The sequence below is a fragment of the Niastella sp. genome, assembly GCF_045805085.1.
GTDB lineage: Bacteria > Bacteroidota > Bacteroidia > Chitinophagales > Chitinophagaceae > Niastella.
On record NZ_JBJMLX010000210.1, the window covers coordinates 1 to 19,217 of the forward strand.

General features: G+C 43.6%; 17 protein-coding genes. 9 read left to right on the plus strand and 8 right to left on the minus strand.

What is annotated here, in order from left to right; genetic code table 11:
* Positions 1-180: 180 nt before the first annotated feature.
* A complete protein-coding gene (locus ACJ751_RS10775; protein WP_407745498.1) occupies positions 181-588 on the minus strand; it encodes an EVE domain-containing protein in 408 nt (135 codons plus the stop codon).
* Positions 589-930: 342 nt separating this feature from the next.
* On the opposite strand from ACJ751_RS10775, the gene ACJ751_RS10780 reads away from it, so the two are divergent.
* From ACJ751_RS10780 to ACJ751_RS10800, 5 genes are all read left to right on the plus strand, one after another.
* Positions 931-1,491, plus strand: coding sequence for a fasciclin domain-containing protein (locus tag ACJ751_RS10780; protein ID WP_407745499.1), 561 nt, complete (start codon positions 931-933; stop codon positions 1,489-1,491).
* 169 nt (positions 1,492-1,660) lie between these two features.
* On the plus strand, positions 1,661-2,317 hold the full coding sequence (locus ACJ751_RS10785; RefSeq protein WP_407745500.1) for a DUF4331 family protein: 657 nt from the start codon (positions 1,661-1,663) through the stop codon (positions 2,315-2,317).
* A 58-nt stretch (positions 2,318-2,375) separates the two neighbouring features.
* Positions 2,376-2,900 carry a DUF4331 family protein gene (locus ACJ751_RS10790; protein WP_407745501.1) on the plus strand — a complete coding sequence of 175 codons (525 nt, stop codon included), beginning with the start codon at positions 2,376-2,378 and terminating at the stop codon, positions 2,898-2,900.
* Between the two features lie 103 nt (positions 2,901-3,003).
* Positions 3,004-4,299: a tetratricopeptide repeat protein gene (locus tag ACJ751_RS10795; protein ID WP_407745502.1), complete on the plus strand. Its 1,296-nt coding sequence runs from the start codon at positions 3,004-3,006 to the stop codon at positions 4,297-4,299.
* 6 nt (positions 4,300-4,305) lie between these two features.
* A complete protein-coding gene (locus ACJ751_RS10800) occupies positions 4,306-6,543 on the plus strand; it encodes a TonB-dependent receptor (RefSeq protein WP_407745503.1) in 2,238 nt (745 codons plus the stop codon).
* Position 6,544: 1 nt separating this feature from the next.
* On the opposite strand, the gene ACJ751_RS10805 is transcribed toward ACJ751_RS10800, so the two are convergent.
* The 3 genes from ACJ751_RS10805 to ACJ751_RS10815 all read right to left on the minus strand — a co-directional run bounded on the left by ACJ751_RS10805 (position 6,545) and on the right by ACJ751_RS10815 (position 8,155).
* Positions 6,545-6,976 (minus strand): rhodanese-like domain-containing protein, encoded by a 432-nt coding sequence (locus ACJ751_RS10805; RefSeq protein ID WP_407745504.1) that lies wholly within the window; start codon positions 6,974-6,976, stop codon positions 6,545-6,547.
* 167 nt (positions 6,977-7,143) lie between these two features.
* Entirely contained in the window at positions 7,144-7,515 is a 372-nt protein-coding gene (locus ACJ751_RS10810) for a VOC family protein (RefSeq protein ID WP_407745505.1), read from the minus strand.
* Between the two features lie 49 nt (positions 7,516-7,564).
* A complete protein-coding gene (locus tag ACJ751_RS10815) occupies positions 7,565-8,155 on the minus strand; it encodes a TetR/AcrR family transcriptional regulator (RefSeq protein WP_407745506.1) in 591 nt (196 codons plus the stop codon).
* Positions 8,156-8,333: 178 nt separating this feature from the next.
* On the opposite strand from ACJ751_RS10815, the gene ACJ751_RS10820 reads away from it, so the two are divergent.
* From ACJ751_RS10820 to ACJ751_RS10835, 4 genes are all read left to right on the plus strand, one after another.
* Positions 8,334-10,022: a pseudouridine synthase gene (locus tag ACJ751_RS10820; protein ID WP_407745507.1), complete on the plus strand. Its 1,689-nt coding sequence runs from the start codon at positions 8,334-8,336 to the stop codon at positions 10,020-10,022.
* Positions 10,023-10,272: 250 nt separating this feature from the next.
* Positions 10,273-11,487, plus strand: coding sequence for a patatin-like phospholipase family protein (locus ACJ751_RS10825; RefSeq protein ID WP_407745508.1), 1,215 nt, complete (start codon positions 10,273-10,275; stop codon positions 11,485-11,487).
* 104 nt (positions 11,488-11,591) lie between these two features.
* A complete protein-coding gene (locus tag ACJ751_RS10830; protein ID WP_407745509.1) occupies positions 11,592-12,551 on the plus strand; it encodes an alpha/beta fold hydrolase in 960 nt (319 codons plus the stop codon).
* A 607-nt stretch (positions 12,552-13,158) separates the two neighbouring features.
* Positions 13,159-15,240: a T9SS type A sorting domain-containing protein gene (locus ACJ751_RS10835; protein WP_407745510.1), complete on the plus strand. Its 2,082-nt coding sequence runs from the start codon at positions 13,159-13,161 to the stop codon at positions 15,238-15,240.
* 146 nt (positions 15,241-15,386) lie between these two features.
* On the opposite strand, the gene ACJ751_RS10840 is transcribed toward ACJ751_RS10835, so the two are convergent.
* From ACJ751_RS10840 to ACJ751_RS10855, 4 genes are all read right to left on the minus strand, one after another.
* The gene (locus ACJ751_RS10840) at positions 15,387-16,514 is read right to left on the minus strand and encodes a flavin-containing monooxygenase (protein ID WP_407745511.1); all 1,128 of its coding nucleotides are present in this window, start codon (positions 16,512-16,514) and stop codon (positions 15,387-15,389) included.
* A gap of 14 nt (positions 16,515-16,528) precedes the next feature.
* On the minus strand, positions 16,529-17,026 hold the full coding sequence (locus tag ACJ751_RS10845) for an SRPBCC domain-containing protein (protein ID WP_407745512.1): 498 nt from the start codon (positions 17,024-17,026) through the stop codon (positions 16,529-16,531).
* Positions 17,023-17,349 carry an ArsR/SmtB family transcription factor gene (locus tag ACJ751_RS10850; protein ID WP_407745513.1) on the minus strand — a complete coding sequence of 109 codons (327 nt, stop codon included), beginning with the start codon at positions 17,347-17,349 and terminating at the stop codon, positions 17,023-17,025. The genes ACJ751_RS10845 and ACJ751_RS10850 overlap by 4 nt, the downstream gene beginning before the upstream one ends.
* A 212-nt stretch (positions 17,350-17,561) precedes the next feature.
* Positions 17,562-19,112 carry a RagB/SusD family nutrient uptake outer membrane protein gene (locus ACJ751_RS10855; protein WP_407745514.1) on the minus strand — a complete coding sequence of 517 codons (1,551 nt, stop codon included), beginning with the start codon at positions 19,110-19,112 and terminating at the stop codon, positions 17,562-17,564.
* Positions 19,113-19,217: the final 105 nt, after the last annotated feature.

Consider the following 19,217-nt stretch of genomic DNA (forward strand, 5'->3'; position numbering starts at 1 on the left):
GTAACCCTCTATAAAAAGTTAAAAGCAGGAAGGAAATTGCCTACGGGAAGAAAGAGATCGTTACAGGTTACAAGTTTCAGGTTTCAGGGAAAAACAGAAGAAGCTTTACCTGTAACTTGTAACCTGAAACTTGTAACTGGCTCCGGCTATACCGGAAGTATCTAAAGATCGATAACGCAACTATAATCCGGCTAATTCCATAATGGCAGCCCACTCTTCATCCGTCACCGGCTGTACGGATAGCTGACTAATGCGTACCAGGGCCATATTGGCCAGGCGCTTGTCTTTTTTAATAGCGCTTAAAGAAACGGGATGTTTCAGCTTTTTAAACGGCTTCAGGTCAACCGCCACCCAGCGCTCATCATCAGTGGAAGGATCCTGGTAGGCTTCCTTTGCCACTTTGGCAATGCCTACGATCTCCAGGCCTTCGTTGCTGTGATAATATAATACCTCCTCGCCCTTTTTCATGGTGCGCAGGTGATTGCGTGCGGCATAATTGCGTACGCCATCCCAAAAGGTCTGTTTGTCTTTTTCAAATTGTTCCCAGGGATATACAGAGGGTTCTGATTTTACCAGCCAGTAAGCCATAGTTGTTTTATATAAGCCGCTAATGTAAGAAGAAGTTGTAAGCTTTTAATTTTGAGTTCATTTTTTATTAGGTAGCAGGCAAAGGGCAGAGGGCAAAAGGCAAAGGGGAATACAGCCCCTCGATTATGCACTCGGATAATACAATAACTAAAAAACTCAATAACTAACGAACCTAAAAACTTAAACTTTGAACCTGAACTATCAATCTCTCCCAAAAATATTTTCAAATAAATAAATCCACACAAAACCAACATCCGTATATGATTCGGATCCTTTACCGGTACATGGTCAATAACTCATAAAATAATTGAATTACCAATCATTCTTTCTAAACACACTATTATGAAATCGGTTAAAAATTTTGCCATGCTGGTGGCAGCAGCTTTATTTATGAATGCTTCTTATGCACAAATGGATAAAACAGTAGAAGTAGGTGGCGCGGCCATGTATCCTTCTAAAAATATTGTGCAAAATGCCATGAACTCAAAAGACCATACTACCCTGGTAGCTGCCGTTAAAGCTGCCGGACTGGTAGAAACACTGGAAACACCTGGTCCGTTTACCGTATTCGCTCCTACTAATGAAGCTTTTGACATGTTACCAAAAGGCACTGTTGAAACCCTGCTGAAACCAGAAAATAAATCAATGCTCACCACCATTCTTACCGATCATGTAGTGGCCGGAAAACTCGATTCAAAAGAGTTAGCTCGTTTAATCAAGGCCGGTAATGGCAAAGCTGAATTAAAAACCGTGGCCGGTGGCAAACTGTGGGTTTCTATGAAGAGGGACAAAATTATGCTGACAGACGAAAAAGGTGGCATGGCTACCGTTACTATCAAAAACGTATATCAAAGCAATGGCGTTATTCATGTAATTGATCATGTGGTGTTACCCAGGAGCTAATGCTCATGCCGCCCCGATGTTTATCGGGGCTTTTTAATTTGTTATAGGGTCCTCCCGACGCATCAGGGGGACTTTCTTTTTTTAATAAATATTTATGATAAATAAATCTAACCGTTCTCCTTCATCGTAAATAATATAAATCATTTACCACTTTAAAAAAATGTCAAGCATGAAAAAGAAAAAAATGCTGCTCGCTTCCTTAGCTATAGCAGGCATTACGGTAGGCGGTCTGGTATTTGCTGCAGATCACATTGACTCACCTACTGTTACTGGTCAATCGACCGACATCACTGACCTGTATGTATTCAGAGCACAGGACCCAAACAACCTGGTATTTGTAGCCAATACCCAGGGATTGATGGCGCCTTCTGCCACCGGCGCTGCGATGTTCGATGCCAATACCCTGATCGAGTTCAATATCGATAACAACAACGACAACGTTGAAGACCTCGTTATCCAGGGTATTTACAACAATGGCAAGATGAAGATCTATGGTCCTGTTAAACCATCAGAAACAGGCGGCCGCAGTAAAATTGAAGGCGCGGCTACCGCTGAAGTAGCTGTTACGCCATATGGTTCCGATGTTATCATTGGCACCGGTGGCGGGTTAAAAGTATTTGCTGGTCCGCGCGACGATCCATTCTTCTTCGATCTCAATCAATTTAAAAAGATCATTGGCGGTATGGCTACCAGCTTCAACAACCCTGGTACCGATGCCTTTGCAGGCACCAATGTATTAAGCCTGGTTGTGGAAATACCCAAATCCATGTTGAATGCCTCCAACGGCAAGTTGAATGTTTGGTTAGAGACCAAGAAGAAGATATAGTTCACAGTTCAGCGTTCATTGACTCTCATTAATAAAATTTCATTTTAAAATATCTGTCATGAAATTATTTTCCATTAGCAGCCCGATGCTGCTCCTGGCTGGCATTGTCATGCTCTCAGCCTGCAAAAAAGACAAAGACAATACGCCAACGTATTATCAAACCCAGGACCAGATGGCGCGTCCTGCTATCAATACTGTTTTTTTATCGGCAGCTGATAAAGATCTGTTCAACACGACGGTTCCATCAACCATGAATGCTGCGTTTGCCAGCAAATTCAAAGCAAGACTGCTGGCATTGAATCCTGGTTATACCACTAACCTGTTAGGCTTAACAGCCGATCAGTTCACCAATGTATTGGTAACAGATGTGCTGAACGCCTCCACCACGGCGCCTACCAGTTTTTACGATGGCACCAATGTACTTACCGGCCGCGCACTGGCAGATGATGTTATTGACGTTGAGCTAACCCTGATCTTCGGTGGACCAAACGGCACTGCCAATCCGGGTTTAACCAGCGATCATGTAAATGGAAACGATAAAGCGTTTTCAGAATCGTTCCCTTATCTGGCTACTCCACACTAATTTGAAGTAAGAAGTAAGAGGTAGGAAGTACGAAGACTCCGGATTTTGTATTTCTTACTTCTTACTTCCTATCTCCTACTTCGTTATTAAACACCACATAATCATGAGAACAATATTTTATTCACTGCTGATCGGGATGCTCTTTACAGGTTGCAGGCATCAACCTATCACTAATCCCAAAGATTATACAGCATACCTGCATGAACAACCTAACATCCGGTTACAAAATATAAATACCGAACTGGATTTCTGGAAAAGCAAACTCACCCATGCGCCGGGTGATATTATTGCAGAATCAAAGATTGCCGGCTTGTTGACCAAACGTTTTGGTTACTCGGGTGATATTCATGAAATACACCAGGCCGACAGTCTGTACAGAGTTGTAAACTATTTAAACCACATTAACAGCTCCGGCACCTTTCGTTCGCTGGCCACCAACTGCATTACCCAACACCGATTTTTACAGGCTCAAACCTATATAGATTCGGCATTAGCTTTAGGCGATGATAAATTCCAGACCGTATTAATGGAATTTGATGTGGCTATGGAACTGGGCAACCGTTACCGCGCACGCAAAGCCTTGAACAGCCTGGTTGATAAAACCAGTTTTGAATACCTGATACGCGAAGCGAAGTATAAAGACCATGTGGAAGGTAACCTGGATGCAGCTATTACATTAATGGAAAAAGCCTACGATAAAATTAAAGACTACCCTGCTCCCGCCCTCTTACTCTGGACAAAAACAAACCTCGGCGATTTTTATGGCCATGCCAACCGCTACAAAGAATCGTATCAATGTTACCTGGATGTGCTGGCGAAGGACCCGCATTATTACCATGCATTAAAAGGAATTGCGTGGATGGCTTTCTCGCACGACAAAGACGTTATAAACGCCCGCAAAATAATTACCTATCTACAGCAACGGCATCCCGTTCCCGATTATGAATTATTACTTTCCCAGATGGCTGCCTGGGAGCAGGATAGCATTACATACAAACAACATATGGATAATTTTATATCCACTACACACAATGCATTATATGGCGGCATGTACAACAAGTACCTGTTCCATATTGAAGCCGATGAATTGAACAACGCCCTGCAGTGTTTGCAGCTAGCACAACAGGAAGTAGCGCACCGGCCCACCCCCGAAGCATTCAGCTGGCTGGCCTGGGCCTATTGTAAAAATGGCGATGTGCAGCAGGCAATGAAAACAGCCCGTCTATATGTAGCCAATAAATGTTTTGAACCCGATGCCCTGTTCTACCTGGGTAAAATATACCAGGCCGGCGGACAGAAGAAAACGGCCCGGGAATATTTACAGGCAGCGCAGAGAAGCGCCTATGAACTGGGCCCCGTGGTAAGCAAACAAATAACCGAATCATTAAAAGCCCTGTAACCGATCATGAAACTATCTTTCCTGGCTGCTTTAATCTGTTGCATAACTTGTGTAGCAAGGAGCCAAAACACCATCCGGGGCCGGGTTATTGATAAAACCAGCAAAGAACCAATGGAACTGGCGTATGTACGCTATAGCAATACTACCAGCGGCGTGGTGACCAATAGTCAGGGCTATTTTTCATTGGAAAAATCAGCAGACAACGTCCCCATCATGATTTCATTTATAGGCTTTACCACCCAGGAAATTAAAACTTCAGGCCATTCTTCTCTTCTCATTGAAATGGAAAAAGGCCCCGTGAACCTGCAGGAAGTAGTGATAACGCCGCAATCGGCAGCCGCCACTTTTCATGCCATTAGTAAGATCGATCTGAACCTGCAGCAAGTACGTTCGGCACAGGATATTTTACGCACCGTGCCCGGATTGTTTATTGGTCAGCACCAGGGCGGCGGCAAGGCAGAACAAATATTTTTGCGCGGTTTCGACATTGACCATGGTACCGATATTAATGTAACCGTAGACGGACTGCCGGTGAATATGGTTTCGCACGCACATGGACAGGGCTATGCCGATCTGCATTTTTTGATCCCTGAACTAACCGGGAATGTCGACTACGGCAAAGGCCCCTATTACACCCAATTTGGCAACCTGGGCACGGCGGGCTTTGTTAGCATGAACACGGTGAACAGCCTTGATAAAAGCACCATAAAACTCGAAGGCGGGCAGTTCAATACCATGCGTGGATTGGCGATGATAGACCTGTTGAGCGATCGCCAGAAACAAAAAGGCACCAATGCGTATGTGGCCAGCGAGTTCCTGTATTCCGACGGGCCATTTGAATCGCCGCAACACTTCAACCGGTTTAATTTATTTGGAAAACTAAATACTTCCATCGGTAAGAATAATAAATTAACGCTGCTCGGTTCTACCCTCAGCAGCGATTGGGATGCATCCGGACAAATTCCTGAACGCGCGGTGAAAAGCGGCCTGATCCACCGATTTGGTTATATCGATAATACCGAAGGCGGTTATACCAGTCGCACCAACGCCAGCGCCAAACTCACCAGTTATTTGTCGCAAAGTACTACCTGGGAGAACCAGGCCTATTTTACCAATTATCATTTCAACCTGCATTCCAATTTTACTTTCTTTTTAAATGATCCTGTAAATGGCGATCAGATCCGCCAGCGGGAAGCCAGGAAGATCTATGGATATCAGTCAAAATTGTCGAATGAAACAGAATTCGGCACCTGGAACCTGCAATCCGTATATGGCGCAGGGTTCCGGTTCGATCAAACCCGGAATACCGAATTATCACATACCATTGACCGCAATACTGTTCTGGAATATAAACAACTGGGCGACATTCGCGAAACCAATACTTTTGTCTATGCCGATGAAAGTATAGAAAAGAACCGGTGGCGTTTCAATCTGGGCGCCCGTTTGGATCATTTCAATTTTCATTATTACTCTACACTTAATAACGACCAAAGTCCCGATCAGCAAAAAGTAATAGTAAGTCCCAAGTTGAACATTCAATATACGCTCAACACCAAAACGCAATTATACCTGAAAACAGGAAAGGGATTCCACTCCAACGACGCGCGCGTAGTGGTGTTCAATAGAGGTTATGATATTTTACCTGCAGCCTATGGCGCCGACCTGGGCGTACTGCTAAAACCTACCCGCAGTTTACTGGTGAATGTAGCAGCCTGGTATTTGTATCTGCAACAGGAGTTTGTTTACGTAGGCGATGAAGGCGTGGTAGAACCCAGTGGTAAAACCCGGCGTATTGGCATCGATGTATCAGCCCGTTACCAGTTCAACACCTGGCTGTTTGCCGATGCCAATGTAAACCTGGCCAAACCACGCAGCGCAGAAGATCCCAAGGGAGAAAATTACATTCCACTGGCACCTACGTTTACCAGCACCGGCGGACTGAACTGGCAATTAAAAAATGGATTGAACGGCAGTTTGCGTTACCGCTATATGCACGACCGGGCGGCCAATGAGAACAACTCGGTTATTGCAAAAGGCTATTCCGTTACCGACTTGTCGGTAAACTATACCAAAAAGAAATACGAGTTGGGCATTGCCATCGAAAACCTGTTCAATGTAAAATGGAACGAAACCCAATTTGATACCGAATCACGGCTTAAAAGTGAGCCGGCTCCGGTTTCAGAGATCCACTTCACTCCGGGCATGCCATTCTTTGCCCGGATGAAGCTGGCGGTGTTCTTCTAGACTACTCAACCGGATAATTATGATCCTTCCAGTCAACCTTGATATTATGTGGAATATCCAACAACTTATGGTTGGTGAATTTCATGTCATTGAGCAAGGTAAACGCCGGGCGAATATTCGGGCAATGATCGAAGGGGCAGCAACCGCAGTAGATGACAATATTCGCATCCTTCGGTAACTTACTGAGTTCCTGTTTAAATTTTTCCAGGTTCGCCTTTTCTTTACCAGGACCGATATCAATTGAATTTTTGATCGTGGCGCCGGGCCCAATACAATATATATATGGCTGGTGCGCTTTTGGATTGGCAATCGTTTTGGCCAGATCCGCCGGTTCCATCAATTGTTTGGCAGACCAGGGTTCGTGTCCGGTTGATTGGGCTGCGCATTTTATAGAAGCAAACAGCACGATCAGTAATACAAGATTTGTTTTCATATAATTTTCTGTTTACAGTATCAAGTCATTAATAGGTAGCGTATCGGCTCATGGGAAAGGTATTGTAAATGCAAGTATATTTTAAATTGGGGGATTTTCAAATATCACTGCCAAATTAATACCAATGAGCATTCGTTTTTTCAGGAAGTAAAGAAATCACAACCAGTTTAACTACCCACAGTGCTTACTTCTATTAGGATATTTCCCGGCGCTTTGAGATAAAAACCAAACACCCCCCGCATATTATGTGGCTCCTGTTCCAGTACAATGCCATCGCTGTGAAGGCGTTGCCAAACGGATTGTACTTTATCCCGGTCATTTACGAGAAAGCCCAGATGAAAGGCATCGGGATAGGTGGAATTACCATTCCTGTTAAAATCAGTTGACATCAGCGTTAGTACAAACCCCTCTTCACTTTGTAATATAGCCATCATATTATCACCCTTCACCTCTTTACAGGTAAAATTGAAATGCTTTTCAAAAAAAGACTTTGTTTGAGCTACATCGGTCACGGGAAAATTCAAATGATTTATTTGCATAGTATATATGTTTATAAAAGAACAATTGTTCTTTATTTAAATAAAAAAATTATGGAGTAAGTGACAACAACACGCGACTGAACGCCTGGTTGAATTTATTTTCAGTTAATACAAACTTTTTACCGGTAAAGCTTTTATGCTGACGGTGAAACTTGAGCAGTTGGAATAAGGGGGCATAAGCCAACGACCAGTATATTTCTAATGGAAACGGTATCAGTTCTTTGTTTTTTATGGCCCTTTCATAGAATTGCGCCATGGTGGTGGTGAATTTTTTACCCTGGAGCTGCATAACCTTTTCATAGATGGGCGAATGCCTGATCTGTTCAGTAAAATCAATATGCAGCGGATATTTCGTGAAATACCGCAGGCGATTCTTCCATTGCAATTTCAAACCGGTTGCAAAATCCATTTCCGGGTTAAACCCTTCGAGCAATACCTGCTCCATTTTCTTTACCACGCCATGGTAAACTTTTATAATCAGGTCTTCCTTATTTTTAAAATTCAGGTAGATGGTATTGACTGATATACCAACGCCGGCTGCCAGTTTATGCATGCTAAATCCATCGAGACCTTCCTTAACAACGATCTCCATTGTTTTTTGCCTTATCAATAATTCCTTTTGTGCATCTTTTGTCCGCATAACGATGCAAATATAAAAGAATGTTTGTTCTTTTATGATTTTTTTCTGTTTGTTGAATAAATCAGGTTGTCAACTGAACCTTTCTAATAGAATAATTGGCGGATTAACAATTATTTTCAATACGGAGCGTTTGGTGCCAGGAATATGATATTTTTGCGCTTTAAATGAAACAAACCCCTTGAAAATCAGTAGTAAAAATAAAATTTCCTATTTTTCGGATAAGACGATAAATGAAATTGCATTACCTGCACGTTTTACTTTCCCTTTTTATTATGAGCCACATCCTTTAACAAAAATAGCAGCTGCCGATCTGCAGCATTATCTGGAAACGCAAACACACCTTGACCATAATTTTGGACTGAATGCTGATAAAGATGGAATTGTTATCGGGAAAATGTTTGGCGTTTTGGTTGTACAGGATACAGAAGGAAAATTGGGCTATCTGTCAGCTTTCTCGGGTAAACTTGCGGGTTCAAACGACCATCCCAAATTTGTTCCGCCGGTTTTCGATATGCTGATCGAGAACAGTTTTTTTCTCAAAGAGATAGAGATCATTAATACAATCAATGCCCAAATCAGGGAAATAGAGTCGAACAAAAACTATCAACATCTAAAATTGGACGTTGAAAAATTATCAGCGCAATCTTTACAGGAAATAGCAGCTTTCAGGAAACAATTAAATAGCAATAAAGCGAGCCGGAAACAGATCCGGGAAAAGCAAAAGAATAGCCTGAGCCCGCAGGAGTATGAGGCGGTTGAAGCAAGCCTTATAAAGCAGAGTTTGCATGATAAGCATCAGCTTACTATTCTTACCAACAAGTGGCAGCAGACTCTTTCGGCCGTGCAAACCAGATTAACCCCATTTGAATCCGATATCGAAAATTTAAAGAATGAACGTAAGGAAAAGTCAGCAGCTTTACAGCAACAACTTTTCACACAATATGCATTTTTAAACAAAGACGGAAAAAGCAAAAGTTTACAGGAGATCTTCAGTCTGACTGCTTTTGGCAAACCACCTGCAGCAGCTGGAGAATGTGCAACACCCAAGCTATTGCAATATGCATTTGCAAATGGGTACAAACCGCTTGCTATGGCTGAGTTCTGGTGGGGGGCTGCACCAAAATCTGAGATCAGAAAGCATAAACATTTTTACCCGGCCTGTACAGGTAAGTGTAAACCTATTCTGGCACATATGCTGGAAGGAATACCTGTCGACGAAAACCCATTTTTACGTATCCCGGAAGAAAAGCGCGAGCTTGAAATAGTTTATGAAGATGAAAGCCTGGTTGTTGTGAACAAGCCTGCCGGATTACTTTCTGTACCAGGAGTCGATATTAAGGAATCTGTATATACCAGGCTAAAAGAGGTACTGGTGGAAACTGAGCCGCTTATTGTTCACCGGCTCGATATGGATACTTCCGGACTTTTAGTAGTTGCCAAAACGCAGCAGGCACATAAGCATATCCAAAGGCAATTTATGCAGGGTACAGTTAAAAAACGCTACAGGGCATTACTTTCTAAAGAACTTGAACTGTCAGAAGGCGAGATCAACCTTCCTCTATGTGCCGATCCATTCAACCGGCCAAGACAACTGGTTTGTTTTAAAACCGGGAAAAAAAGCATTACGAGGTGGAAAGCGATAAAAAAATACAATGCTATGACCAAAGTTGAATTTTGGCCGCTAACCGGAAGAACACATCAATTGCGTATGCACTCGGCGCATGACCTTGGACTTAATGCACCTATTGTTGGTGACGATCTTTATGGTACTGCATCTAAAAGGATGTACCTCCATGCCGCTCATCTCGAATTTATTCACCCCAAAACCAAAGAAAAGATCAGCTTTGAGGTAGAAGAAGGGTTTTAATAGATATTCTAAACCCCGTTTGCCCGTATCTGATTGACTTATTTGAACCTGCAATTCCCCTTCTGACAGACTGCAAACTGGATAGTTGTCCAACAGTACTAATGTTCTCCGTTGATTGTTTCTAAAATCAGGTGATTTTCACGTTTTTTACCTCTTCTGTATGGAGTACTTTTCAGCTGAATTTGAACACCTCTAAACACGACCACTTTTCAAACGCTATTCTACACACTAAATCTTTAAAAAGAGCACTATGGCAAAAGCAAACGGAAACCAAATGAGTGATCTCAGGCGTAAAGCCTTTGAAGCCTTGAAAATTAAAGAAAATCGTCGTGTTATTCTTTGTCTCGATGGTGGTGGAATGAGAGGCATACTTACGATCCAGCTATTAAAAAAGTTGGAGGAGATCGCGGGCATTCCCTGTTATGAATTATTCGATATGGTAGCAGGAACTTCCACAGGGGGTATCATTGCAGGGCTAATCACAACGGGCCACAATGCAATACAGATTGAAAAGATGTATGAGGATCTCGTGACACAGGTTTTTGACAAACGATTGCTCGGGAATCGCTTTATCAACCCGCCTGCTTTTACAAAAGAAAATTACCGGTCATTGCTTAAAGATATTATAAAGGACGTCACTTTAGTGCAGGCCTGCGCTGATCGGGAGATTGACCTGATGATCACGTCTAGGGATATGTCGGCTGCCGAAGAAACATTCTTCTCCTGCTTTAAGCAGCCTGACGGTACTTATTATGGAACCTACAAAGATGTACTCCTGCGTGCGGTAATGGAAGCGACCATGAGCGCTCCTACTTATTTCTATCCCCTGGAAAGGTTCGTAGACGGGGGAACTACAACCTACAATAATCCATCGCTTGCAGCGTATATGGAAGCGGTGTCCTATAGCCGCCCCATGCGAAGCGCCGGCAATCCAGACTATGCTTTAGATGCGATTACCTTATTTAGCTTCGGTACAGGTATCGCCCGCGATTTTATAAAGCCGGATGAGCCCACTAAACCTCATGGAATTGATATCGAATTTTGGCTTAACTGGCTTATGACGTCCACAGGCCAGGATGCCAGCGCCATGCAGATAGATATTTTCCGTTCGCCCATGATCAGCAGGGTTATTGATTTCAGAAGGTTCCAGCTATCTCTTGATCCAAAATCAATTCAATTGTTACCCAATACAAACACCCTCGATAAACATAAATATCGTTCCGAATGGCTGCATGATCTCACCGAAGACATTTTAGGTAATATTGATATGGCAGATATAACTAAATTCGATTTAATGAAAACAATTGGTGAACAGATGGCTGCATATATTGTGCAACAGGGAAACAATTTTACAGAAGACCTTGCAACAAATGGCCGGGATCTATTGGTAACCACATTTGGAGATATAGTCCGCATTCAAAAGCAATTAAGTGCAGCTGGCTGGTTGGATTCCTATAAAGCGTGATAATGGTTCGAACCAGCGTCAATTCACCCACCTTTCTACTATATATATTATGGAAAATTTTTAGTTTCGCATCTTCCCGGATTGTAAACATAACACTACAACGAATGCACTTTTTCAATCCGGTATTTTATTCAATATATCTTTTTCTGACAGTAACCGCATTAATCCTCGGATTCCCCCTTAGGCACGAAGCACAATCCTATCCGCGGCAGTATATTACTGTAGCCGGAAAAAAGATGTCCTTTACCAGCTTTGGCCTTACCAATCGACAGTCCGGCAAGCCAGTGGTTATTTTTGAAGGGGGGTTTGGCGTGACCGGAGCTCTGGACTTTACTTGCCTCTATCCAGGATTGTCGAAGTCGGTGGCCGGCATAGGGTATGATCGAAACGGAGAAGGTGAATCAGAGGAAGACCCTACCATTGTAACCGATGTCGACATCGTGCAACGGCTTCATCTTTTCCTGAAAACAGTCCATGTTCCTCCCCCTTACCTACTTGTTGGTCATTCAATGGGAGGATCGTATATACGATTATTCACATCCATGTATCCGAACGAAGTGGCCGGCCTGCTGTTTATCGATGCCGCCGATTTTATGCTGACGGACGAGCAGGATGAACAAATAAGAATTTTGTCAAAAAGTGGTCAGGGGTCTAAAGCGTGGGTGGTACCCGCTATGGATGCTCAGGCTCGCGATACCATGCTTTCCACTCGAATCCGTCACCGGTCTGAGCGCCTGGCTAACTTTTTTCGCAATGGCGATTTTTGGAAGCTATATTCCTCCCTTCCGCCCCTTCCCGATATCCCGGTAGGCGTTCTGGCGGCCTATCACAAGCCAATAGATTCTTCCGCAGTTAATGCAGGAGTGTTATCAAGACTTCGCGTTGGGGAACATTTTTATATGCAAAATTTCACTGAGCTGATCAGGAACAATCATAACAGCTTTATCATGCTGCTTCCACGCTACCCCCATAGCATTCATACGCAAGATCCGGAATTGGTGATTACCGTTAAACGTCTTTTAAATTCCCTGGCGAGGGCAAAAAGCTTAAGAAAAGGAATTTGATTCAACATGCTAGCTCCGTGGTTGCAACTCCGGTGCTTTTTTATTATCAGATGTTATAGCTTTGGATGCTAACTATAATGTCAGAACGCCCAATGCTCAGCATGAACACTTAAATATTGTGCAGTTCATTAGCTTTTTTCCAGTTTTTTTTAAGAAGGCCGGCTTATACTTGTCTCTCCAATTGAAAGAAATGGTTTTCGGCGGCCGTAAGGTATATATTTCAACACAATGGGGAAATAGTAATACTTGGATTTTGTATGGTATTGATTTTATATATAGCATATAAGGAAAGGGCCTATGAACAGTTTTAAATTTTTTTTGAAATTATCTACAAAAAGTACTGTCATTACACCTACGTAAAACCAACATACCTGATTAACCGAACGAGCTTCAGCAAACATTATAAAGCATGATAGTATAAACTGATTATATTTTATATCCAACTAATTGGAGTCGTAAATTTTCATAGCCGGATCGAGTTTATATACGCAATTATATAACATAAACACACCAGCGCATATCTTCAAACTGTTGTATCTGTAAAAACAAGCTACTACTTTTGCTGGTAATTATTTATATAATCCGCATACCCGTAAACTCATCTATCATGAAAAACCCTAACGCGAATGGATGGCTACTAATAACCATGCTGAGCATTTTCTATTTACAGACGCATGCTCAAACCTGTCCCGTTACTATTACTACTACTATTAACTCAGGTAATTTTTCTGCTACAGGAAATACATATTTCGCGGCGGCACAGGCTACTGCTAATGCGGGAAGTACCTCTATTGTTTTAGGTGCGGCTGGTTATGGCTCCACTCCTATCAGTGCTTCGGATATTTTATTGATCATCCAAATGCAGGGCGCACAAATTAATTCCGGCAACGGAACAGCTTATGGTTCCAATACTGCCACAGGCCGTGGTTACCTGACTACGCAATTATTGGCTGGCAATATGGAATATGTTGTAGCCAATAATGCCGTACCTGTAACCGGCGGAACATTAAATCTTAAGTCCGCCCTTACTAAAAGTTATAAAAACTCAGCCTTCGGAACGGATGGTCAATACAGTTACCAGGTGATCAGGGTACCATTATATTATGACATATCGCTCAGTACAGATATAACAGTCCCTGACTGGAACGGATCAACTGGCGGGGTATTGGTATTGGCTTGTACAGACATCCTTAACATGAATGGCCACCAGATCAATGCAACGGGCGCAGGTTTCCGTGGTGGTGGTGGCAAACGATTTGGTGGTACAGGCGGTGGTGGTACTTATACAGATTATGCAGCGTCTTCAACAGTCAATGCCTGCGCCTCCAAAGGGGAAGGAATTGCCGGTACCCCAAGGTATATTAACAACAACGGCACGTTGCTGGATAATGGAACTGCCCAGGAAGGCTACCCTAATGGCAGCTTCGACCGGGGCTCCCCCGGCAATGCCGGCGGTGGTGGAACAGACGGCTCACCTAACAATAACAGTAACAACTCCGGTGGTGGCGGTGGCAGCAATGGTGGTACAGGCGGTGGTGGTGGTAATAGCTGGAGCACTAACCGGCCCTGTGGTGGTATTGGAGCGGCGGCCTTTGCACAGGCAAGCGCTTCACGCCTGGTAATGGGCGGTGGTGGCGGCGCCGGCAGTACTGATGGTGGTACCGGTACACCTGCCAATGGTTTTGCCAGTAGTGGCACCGCGGGTGGTGGTATTGTAATTCTTTCCATAGGTAGTTTTTCAGGTACGGGTACTATTAATGCCAATGGTGATGCACCCAATACCACCCTGCAAAATGATGGCGCCGGCGGTTCAGGCGCTGGTGGCAGTGTGCTGGTAACAGGCGGCGGCAGCCTTACCGGCCTTACCGTGCATGCCGATGGTGCCAAAGGCGCCAGCAATACGGGCGGCGCGGCTGGCCCTTCACCACACGGACCCGGTGGTGGTGGCGGCGGCGGCGTTATTTATAGTACAGGAGCTTTGAATGCCGGCAGCACTTCAAATGGCGGTGCGGCCGGTACAACAACAGGTGGTGTTAATTATGGAGCTACGGCAGGCGCCGCAGGTTTGAATCAGGTTGTCACTATCAGTTCAACACCCTTCTTCCCTATTTCCTGCAGCGTTTTGGCTACAAATTTCTTATCGGCTTCCATTAGCAGTAAATATAATAACAACATATTGAACTGGTCCGTAGCCGATAACGATAAGGTGCAGCAATATAATATAGAAAGAAGTGCTGATGGAATTAACTTTGTTTCCATCGCCACTGTTCTTCTGCAATCAACTGGCAGTAATAACAAGCTGTATCAGTATACGGATGCGGATGCAGCTACTCGTGTAAGTGAACCGCAGCTGTATTACCGCATTAAACTGGTAGAGATCAGCGGTAATGTTATTTATAGCAAGGTGATGCAGGCAAAAAGTTCCTTGCAGACGACCGGCCTGACCATTTCGCCTAACCCCGTGGCGGATGTTGCTACGCTTTACTTTCTCGCAGATAATCTGGCAACCATTTCCGTACAGGTGGTTGATCTAAAAGGAAAGTCAGTTTGGAAAAAACAATATCCAGCCGGTGTTGGCATGAATATGCTGCCGCTGAACAACCTGCAGGCATTGCCTGATGGTGTTTACATCATCAAGGTTTCCAATGGCAGGCAGATTCAGTCGGTAAAAATGCTTGTACGTCATTAAACCTGGTAAAAGATAAAAGAGCTTTCCCGCTTTAACACTGAATGAACAGGATGGATCTATTCCGTCCTGTTTTTCTTTTGTTGAATTGAAGAAAAGAGCATTAGAAAAGTTTAAGCAATGCTTCTTGCGGCCATGTCCGGACCATCTTAAATATTGCGCCCAATATCCTTTGCGATCTTCCTGGCATCAGCACCGATCTCCCGGATCTGGCCGGTGGGGCTGATATAGTATCCACAGAAATAGAGACCATCCTTACCAAAATACTGTTGGCGATCAGCGCTTACCCGCAGATCATCGAAACGACTGCTGTCTATTTCAATAATTTTTATTTCATCCTGGCTATAACCAATGCACGCAATAATGGCATCAAAGGACTGTGTTGCCCCTTCTTTAAAATGGACCTGTTCCCCTTCTATAAAATCAATATCCCCTACAATTTTGATATGTCCTTTACGGATCAGCCGGATGGTGCCAATATCCAATACAGGAGACTTTCCTTCCCGCTGAACCTGCTCCAACGGTCCATAAGGTTTTCTTTTCAATCCTAACCTGGTTATATCACCGATCATGGCCTTTACCAATGGCGCACTCAACAGATCGGCTATACGAGGCGGTAGAAAATTCAGTAATAAACTCAACTCCAGTACAGGCATGCCCAGGATATCACGGGGAACTATATTTACGGCAGAACGAACAGCCATAAAAGGCGTAGCGCCCTGTTCAAACAGGTCAATCGCAATTTCACAGGCAGAGTTACCAAAACCAATTACCAGCACTTTTTGTCCGGCAAAATCCCTACCCGTTTTATAGGCAGCGCTATGCATTATTTTCCCGGGAAAAGTCTCCATTCCCTGCAACACAACAGGTTTAGGTTTACCGAAAGGGCCAGTGGCCATTACTAAAAATTTCGACTGAAATATTCCATTGGTGGTTTGAGTGATCCAATAGTCGCCCTCTTTATTAATAGACGTAGCAATTGTATTAAAAACCGGCTGAATATTGAATGTCTGCTGGTAGTCGTTTAAATAATCAATTACCTGTTGCCGGTTTGGATAGCGTGATATGTTTTTACCGAATTTCTTATATGGTAACTGTGACACTCGTTTGTTGGTGTGCAGGTGCAACCGGTGATAGTGGTTATGCCAGGCGCTGGCTACCTGGGCATGCTTTTCAATAATAACATATTCAATGCCCTGCCGCTGCAAACAGGCAGCAGTTGCCAGCCCTGAAATACCGGCTCCCACAATGAGAATATTGGTTTGAGTGTATGGCATAAGTGCCATAATTTTTATTTTTTAAAAGTTTCCAACAGTTCTTCCAGGCTTTGTAATGATACAGTATATCCTTCTTGGAAGCCCATTTCAATCATCTTCTCCATCCGTGCAAGCGACTCGTTGTAAATAGTAATGTTCACTTTTGTAGTTTCCCCCTGTTCGCTAAAATTAAAATCCCAATCAGAACCTGGCAATTCAGGGTTTTCATCTTTGTCTGCAAAAGCATTGAACATTTTGAAATTGGTCTTTGGGGTAATGGAAGTGTATTTCTGAATTAACCAACGCTCCTGACCTTCCGGACTTACCATCGCATAAAACCTACGTCCACCCACTTCAAAATTCATGTGTTTTGTTTTTGATTTCCAGGGCTCAGGCGCCACCCATTGATCAAGAAGTTCCTGTTTGGTAAAAGCATCCCATACCAGTGAAAGTTCGGCATCAAATTCCCTGGTTATGAATACGGCTTTAGCTGCTTTATCAACGGTAAAATCGAATAGCAAATGTTTTGTCATTTTTTTTGTTTTTTAATTGTTGCTAATACTTTGTCAAGTTGATTAAATTGGGTTTCCCACAGCCTTCTGAATTGGTCTAACCATTTATCAATCTCTTTCATTTTTTGAATTTCGAGTGAGTAGTAAATTTCCCTGCCTTGTTGTTCCTGTTTTACCAGATCGCACTCTGTCAATATCTGAAGATGTTTTGATACAGCCTGTCTGCTTGTATTAAAATGTTCGGCAAGGGCATTAGGTGTCATTGCCTGCAATGCAATCAGGGCGATGATTGCCCGCCTGGTCGGGTCGGCAATGGCCTGAAAAATATCTCTTCTTATTTCCATTGTTGGATCATTTGCAACTACGTGGTTGCAAATATAAATGCAATTATCTGGTTGCGCAAGTTTTTTTTCAGGCAGTTCGTTTAATTGATCTTACCAGGCATCCTTGCTGCAAGCGAACGCCTTCTATTACGCTTTTGCTTTCGTTCAGGCGCACAAAAAAGACCGTCCCGGCTGATCCGGGTACGGTCCTGAACTTCTGGACTTACCACTATTTACCAATTGTTATTTTGGATCAACACTCCATTCGAGGAGGTGATATATGTAGCCGGAATAGGGAAATGGCTGAATCTGGCATAATTAAACCCTGTTCTGCCATACACATATTTCAACAGGTTTTCTGTGTAACCTGTTCCATTGCTGCCATCGGCAGTTGCTACCTTATTATATCGCACCAGGTCGAACCAGCGATTAAATTCCAGCGCCAGTTCAATGCGCCGTTCCTGCCAAATGGCCAAACGCAACTGGGCTTTGCTGTTGAATGTTATTTGAGGAAGAATACCCGCGCCGCCATTCATACCTGCGGCCACAGTAGCTGTAAAGGTCATATTACCCCGCGCCCGGTAACGGATCTGCTCCAGGTATTTCAAGGCATCGGCCGTATTGCCCAATTCATTGCTGGCCTCGGCATCGATCAACACAATATCAGCATAGCGCAGGAACATCGGGTTCACATTCTGGAATGAAAAATTCGATTGATTCCAATAGGTGAATGGCCAGATCACTTTTTTGTTTGCATAACTGGTATTGGCAGGAAAAGCAACGGGCTTGTTATTATTGTAGCCCATAATAGTATCGGTCTTTGTAAAAATAGTAGCTGCCAAACGGGGATCTCCACTTTCATAGCTATTTACGAGTTTGTCTGATGGATATATTACCCCATTGGCAAAGGCCGGCAATCCCTGGTATTGCAGATAGGGATTATACCAGCGACCCGACCAGATGGCGCTGTTGAAAATATAGCCGCCAGGCATCATGTTTTCAGAACTGTACAACTGATCGGGACTAAACAAATTCCGATAGTTGGGGTATAAACTGTATTCGCCGCCGTTAATTACCGAATCGGCATACAGCTTGGCGTTTGTATAATCCTGTTCATACAAGTAAACCTTCGCCAGTAATCCCTGTGCAGTGCCTTTTGTAACGCGTCCCAGGTTGCTTGTGCCCCATTGCTGCCGCGTAGGCAGGTTGGCGCTGGCAAATTTCAGGTCGGCAATAACCAGCTTTATAATATCGGCATGCGGGCTTTTTACAATGTTGTATTCAGCAGCTGAAGGATCATGATCGCGAAGCGGTGCATCGCCAAATACATTCGTTAAATCAAAATTATAATATGCGCGAAAATATTTCCCCTGCGCTTCATATAACAATGCCGAAGCCGGTGCTGATTTAGCTACAGTCCCCACATTATCGATCACCACATTACAATAGTGAATGTTCTGGTAGGTCCTGTCCCAGTACTGCTGAACATAGCCATTGTCTGCCTGGTAGCTGTAGTTCTGAAAGAAATTCATATTGGCGTCGGAGCCGGGAATATAATCGTCGGCGCACAGTTCATGCGTACTCCATTGCTGACGACCTAATGTATATTCCCGCCAGGCCAGTGAACCATATAGTCTGTTCACAGCCATACCCAGCGTTGAGGTATCGGAGGTAATGGTAGCCGTTGAAAGCACGGCTTGCGGCGCTTTATCCAGAAAACTTTTGCTGCACGATACTGTTCCCCAAATGGCCAGTAATAGATTTATATAAGCTAATCGTTTCATCTGAAATTTTTTTATTGAGTTTTAGCCAGATGGATCTTACCATGGCAAAATTTTCTTTGCCTTATATGTCTTAATGAAAATTTTGCCATGGATGATTCATTTCAA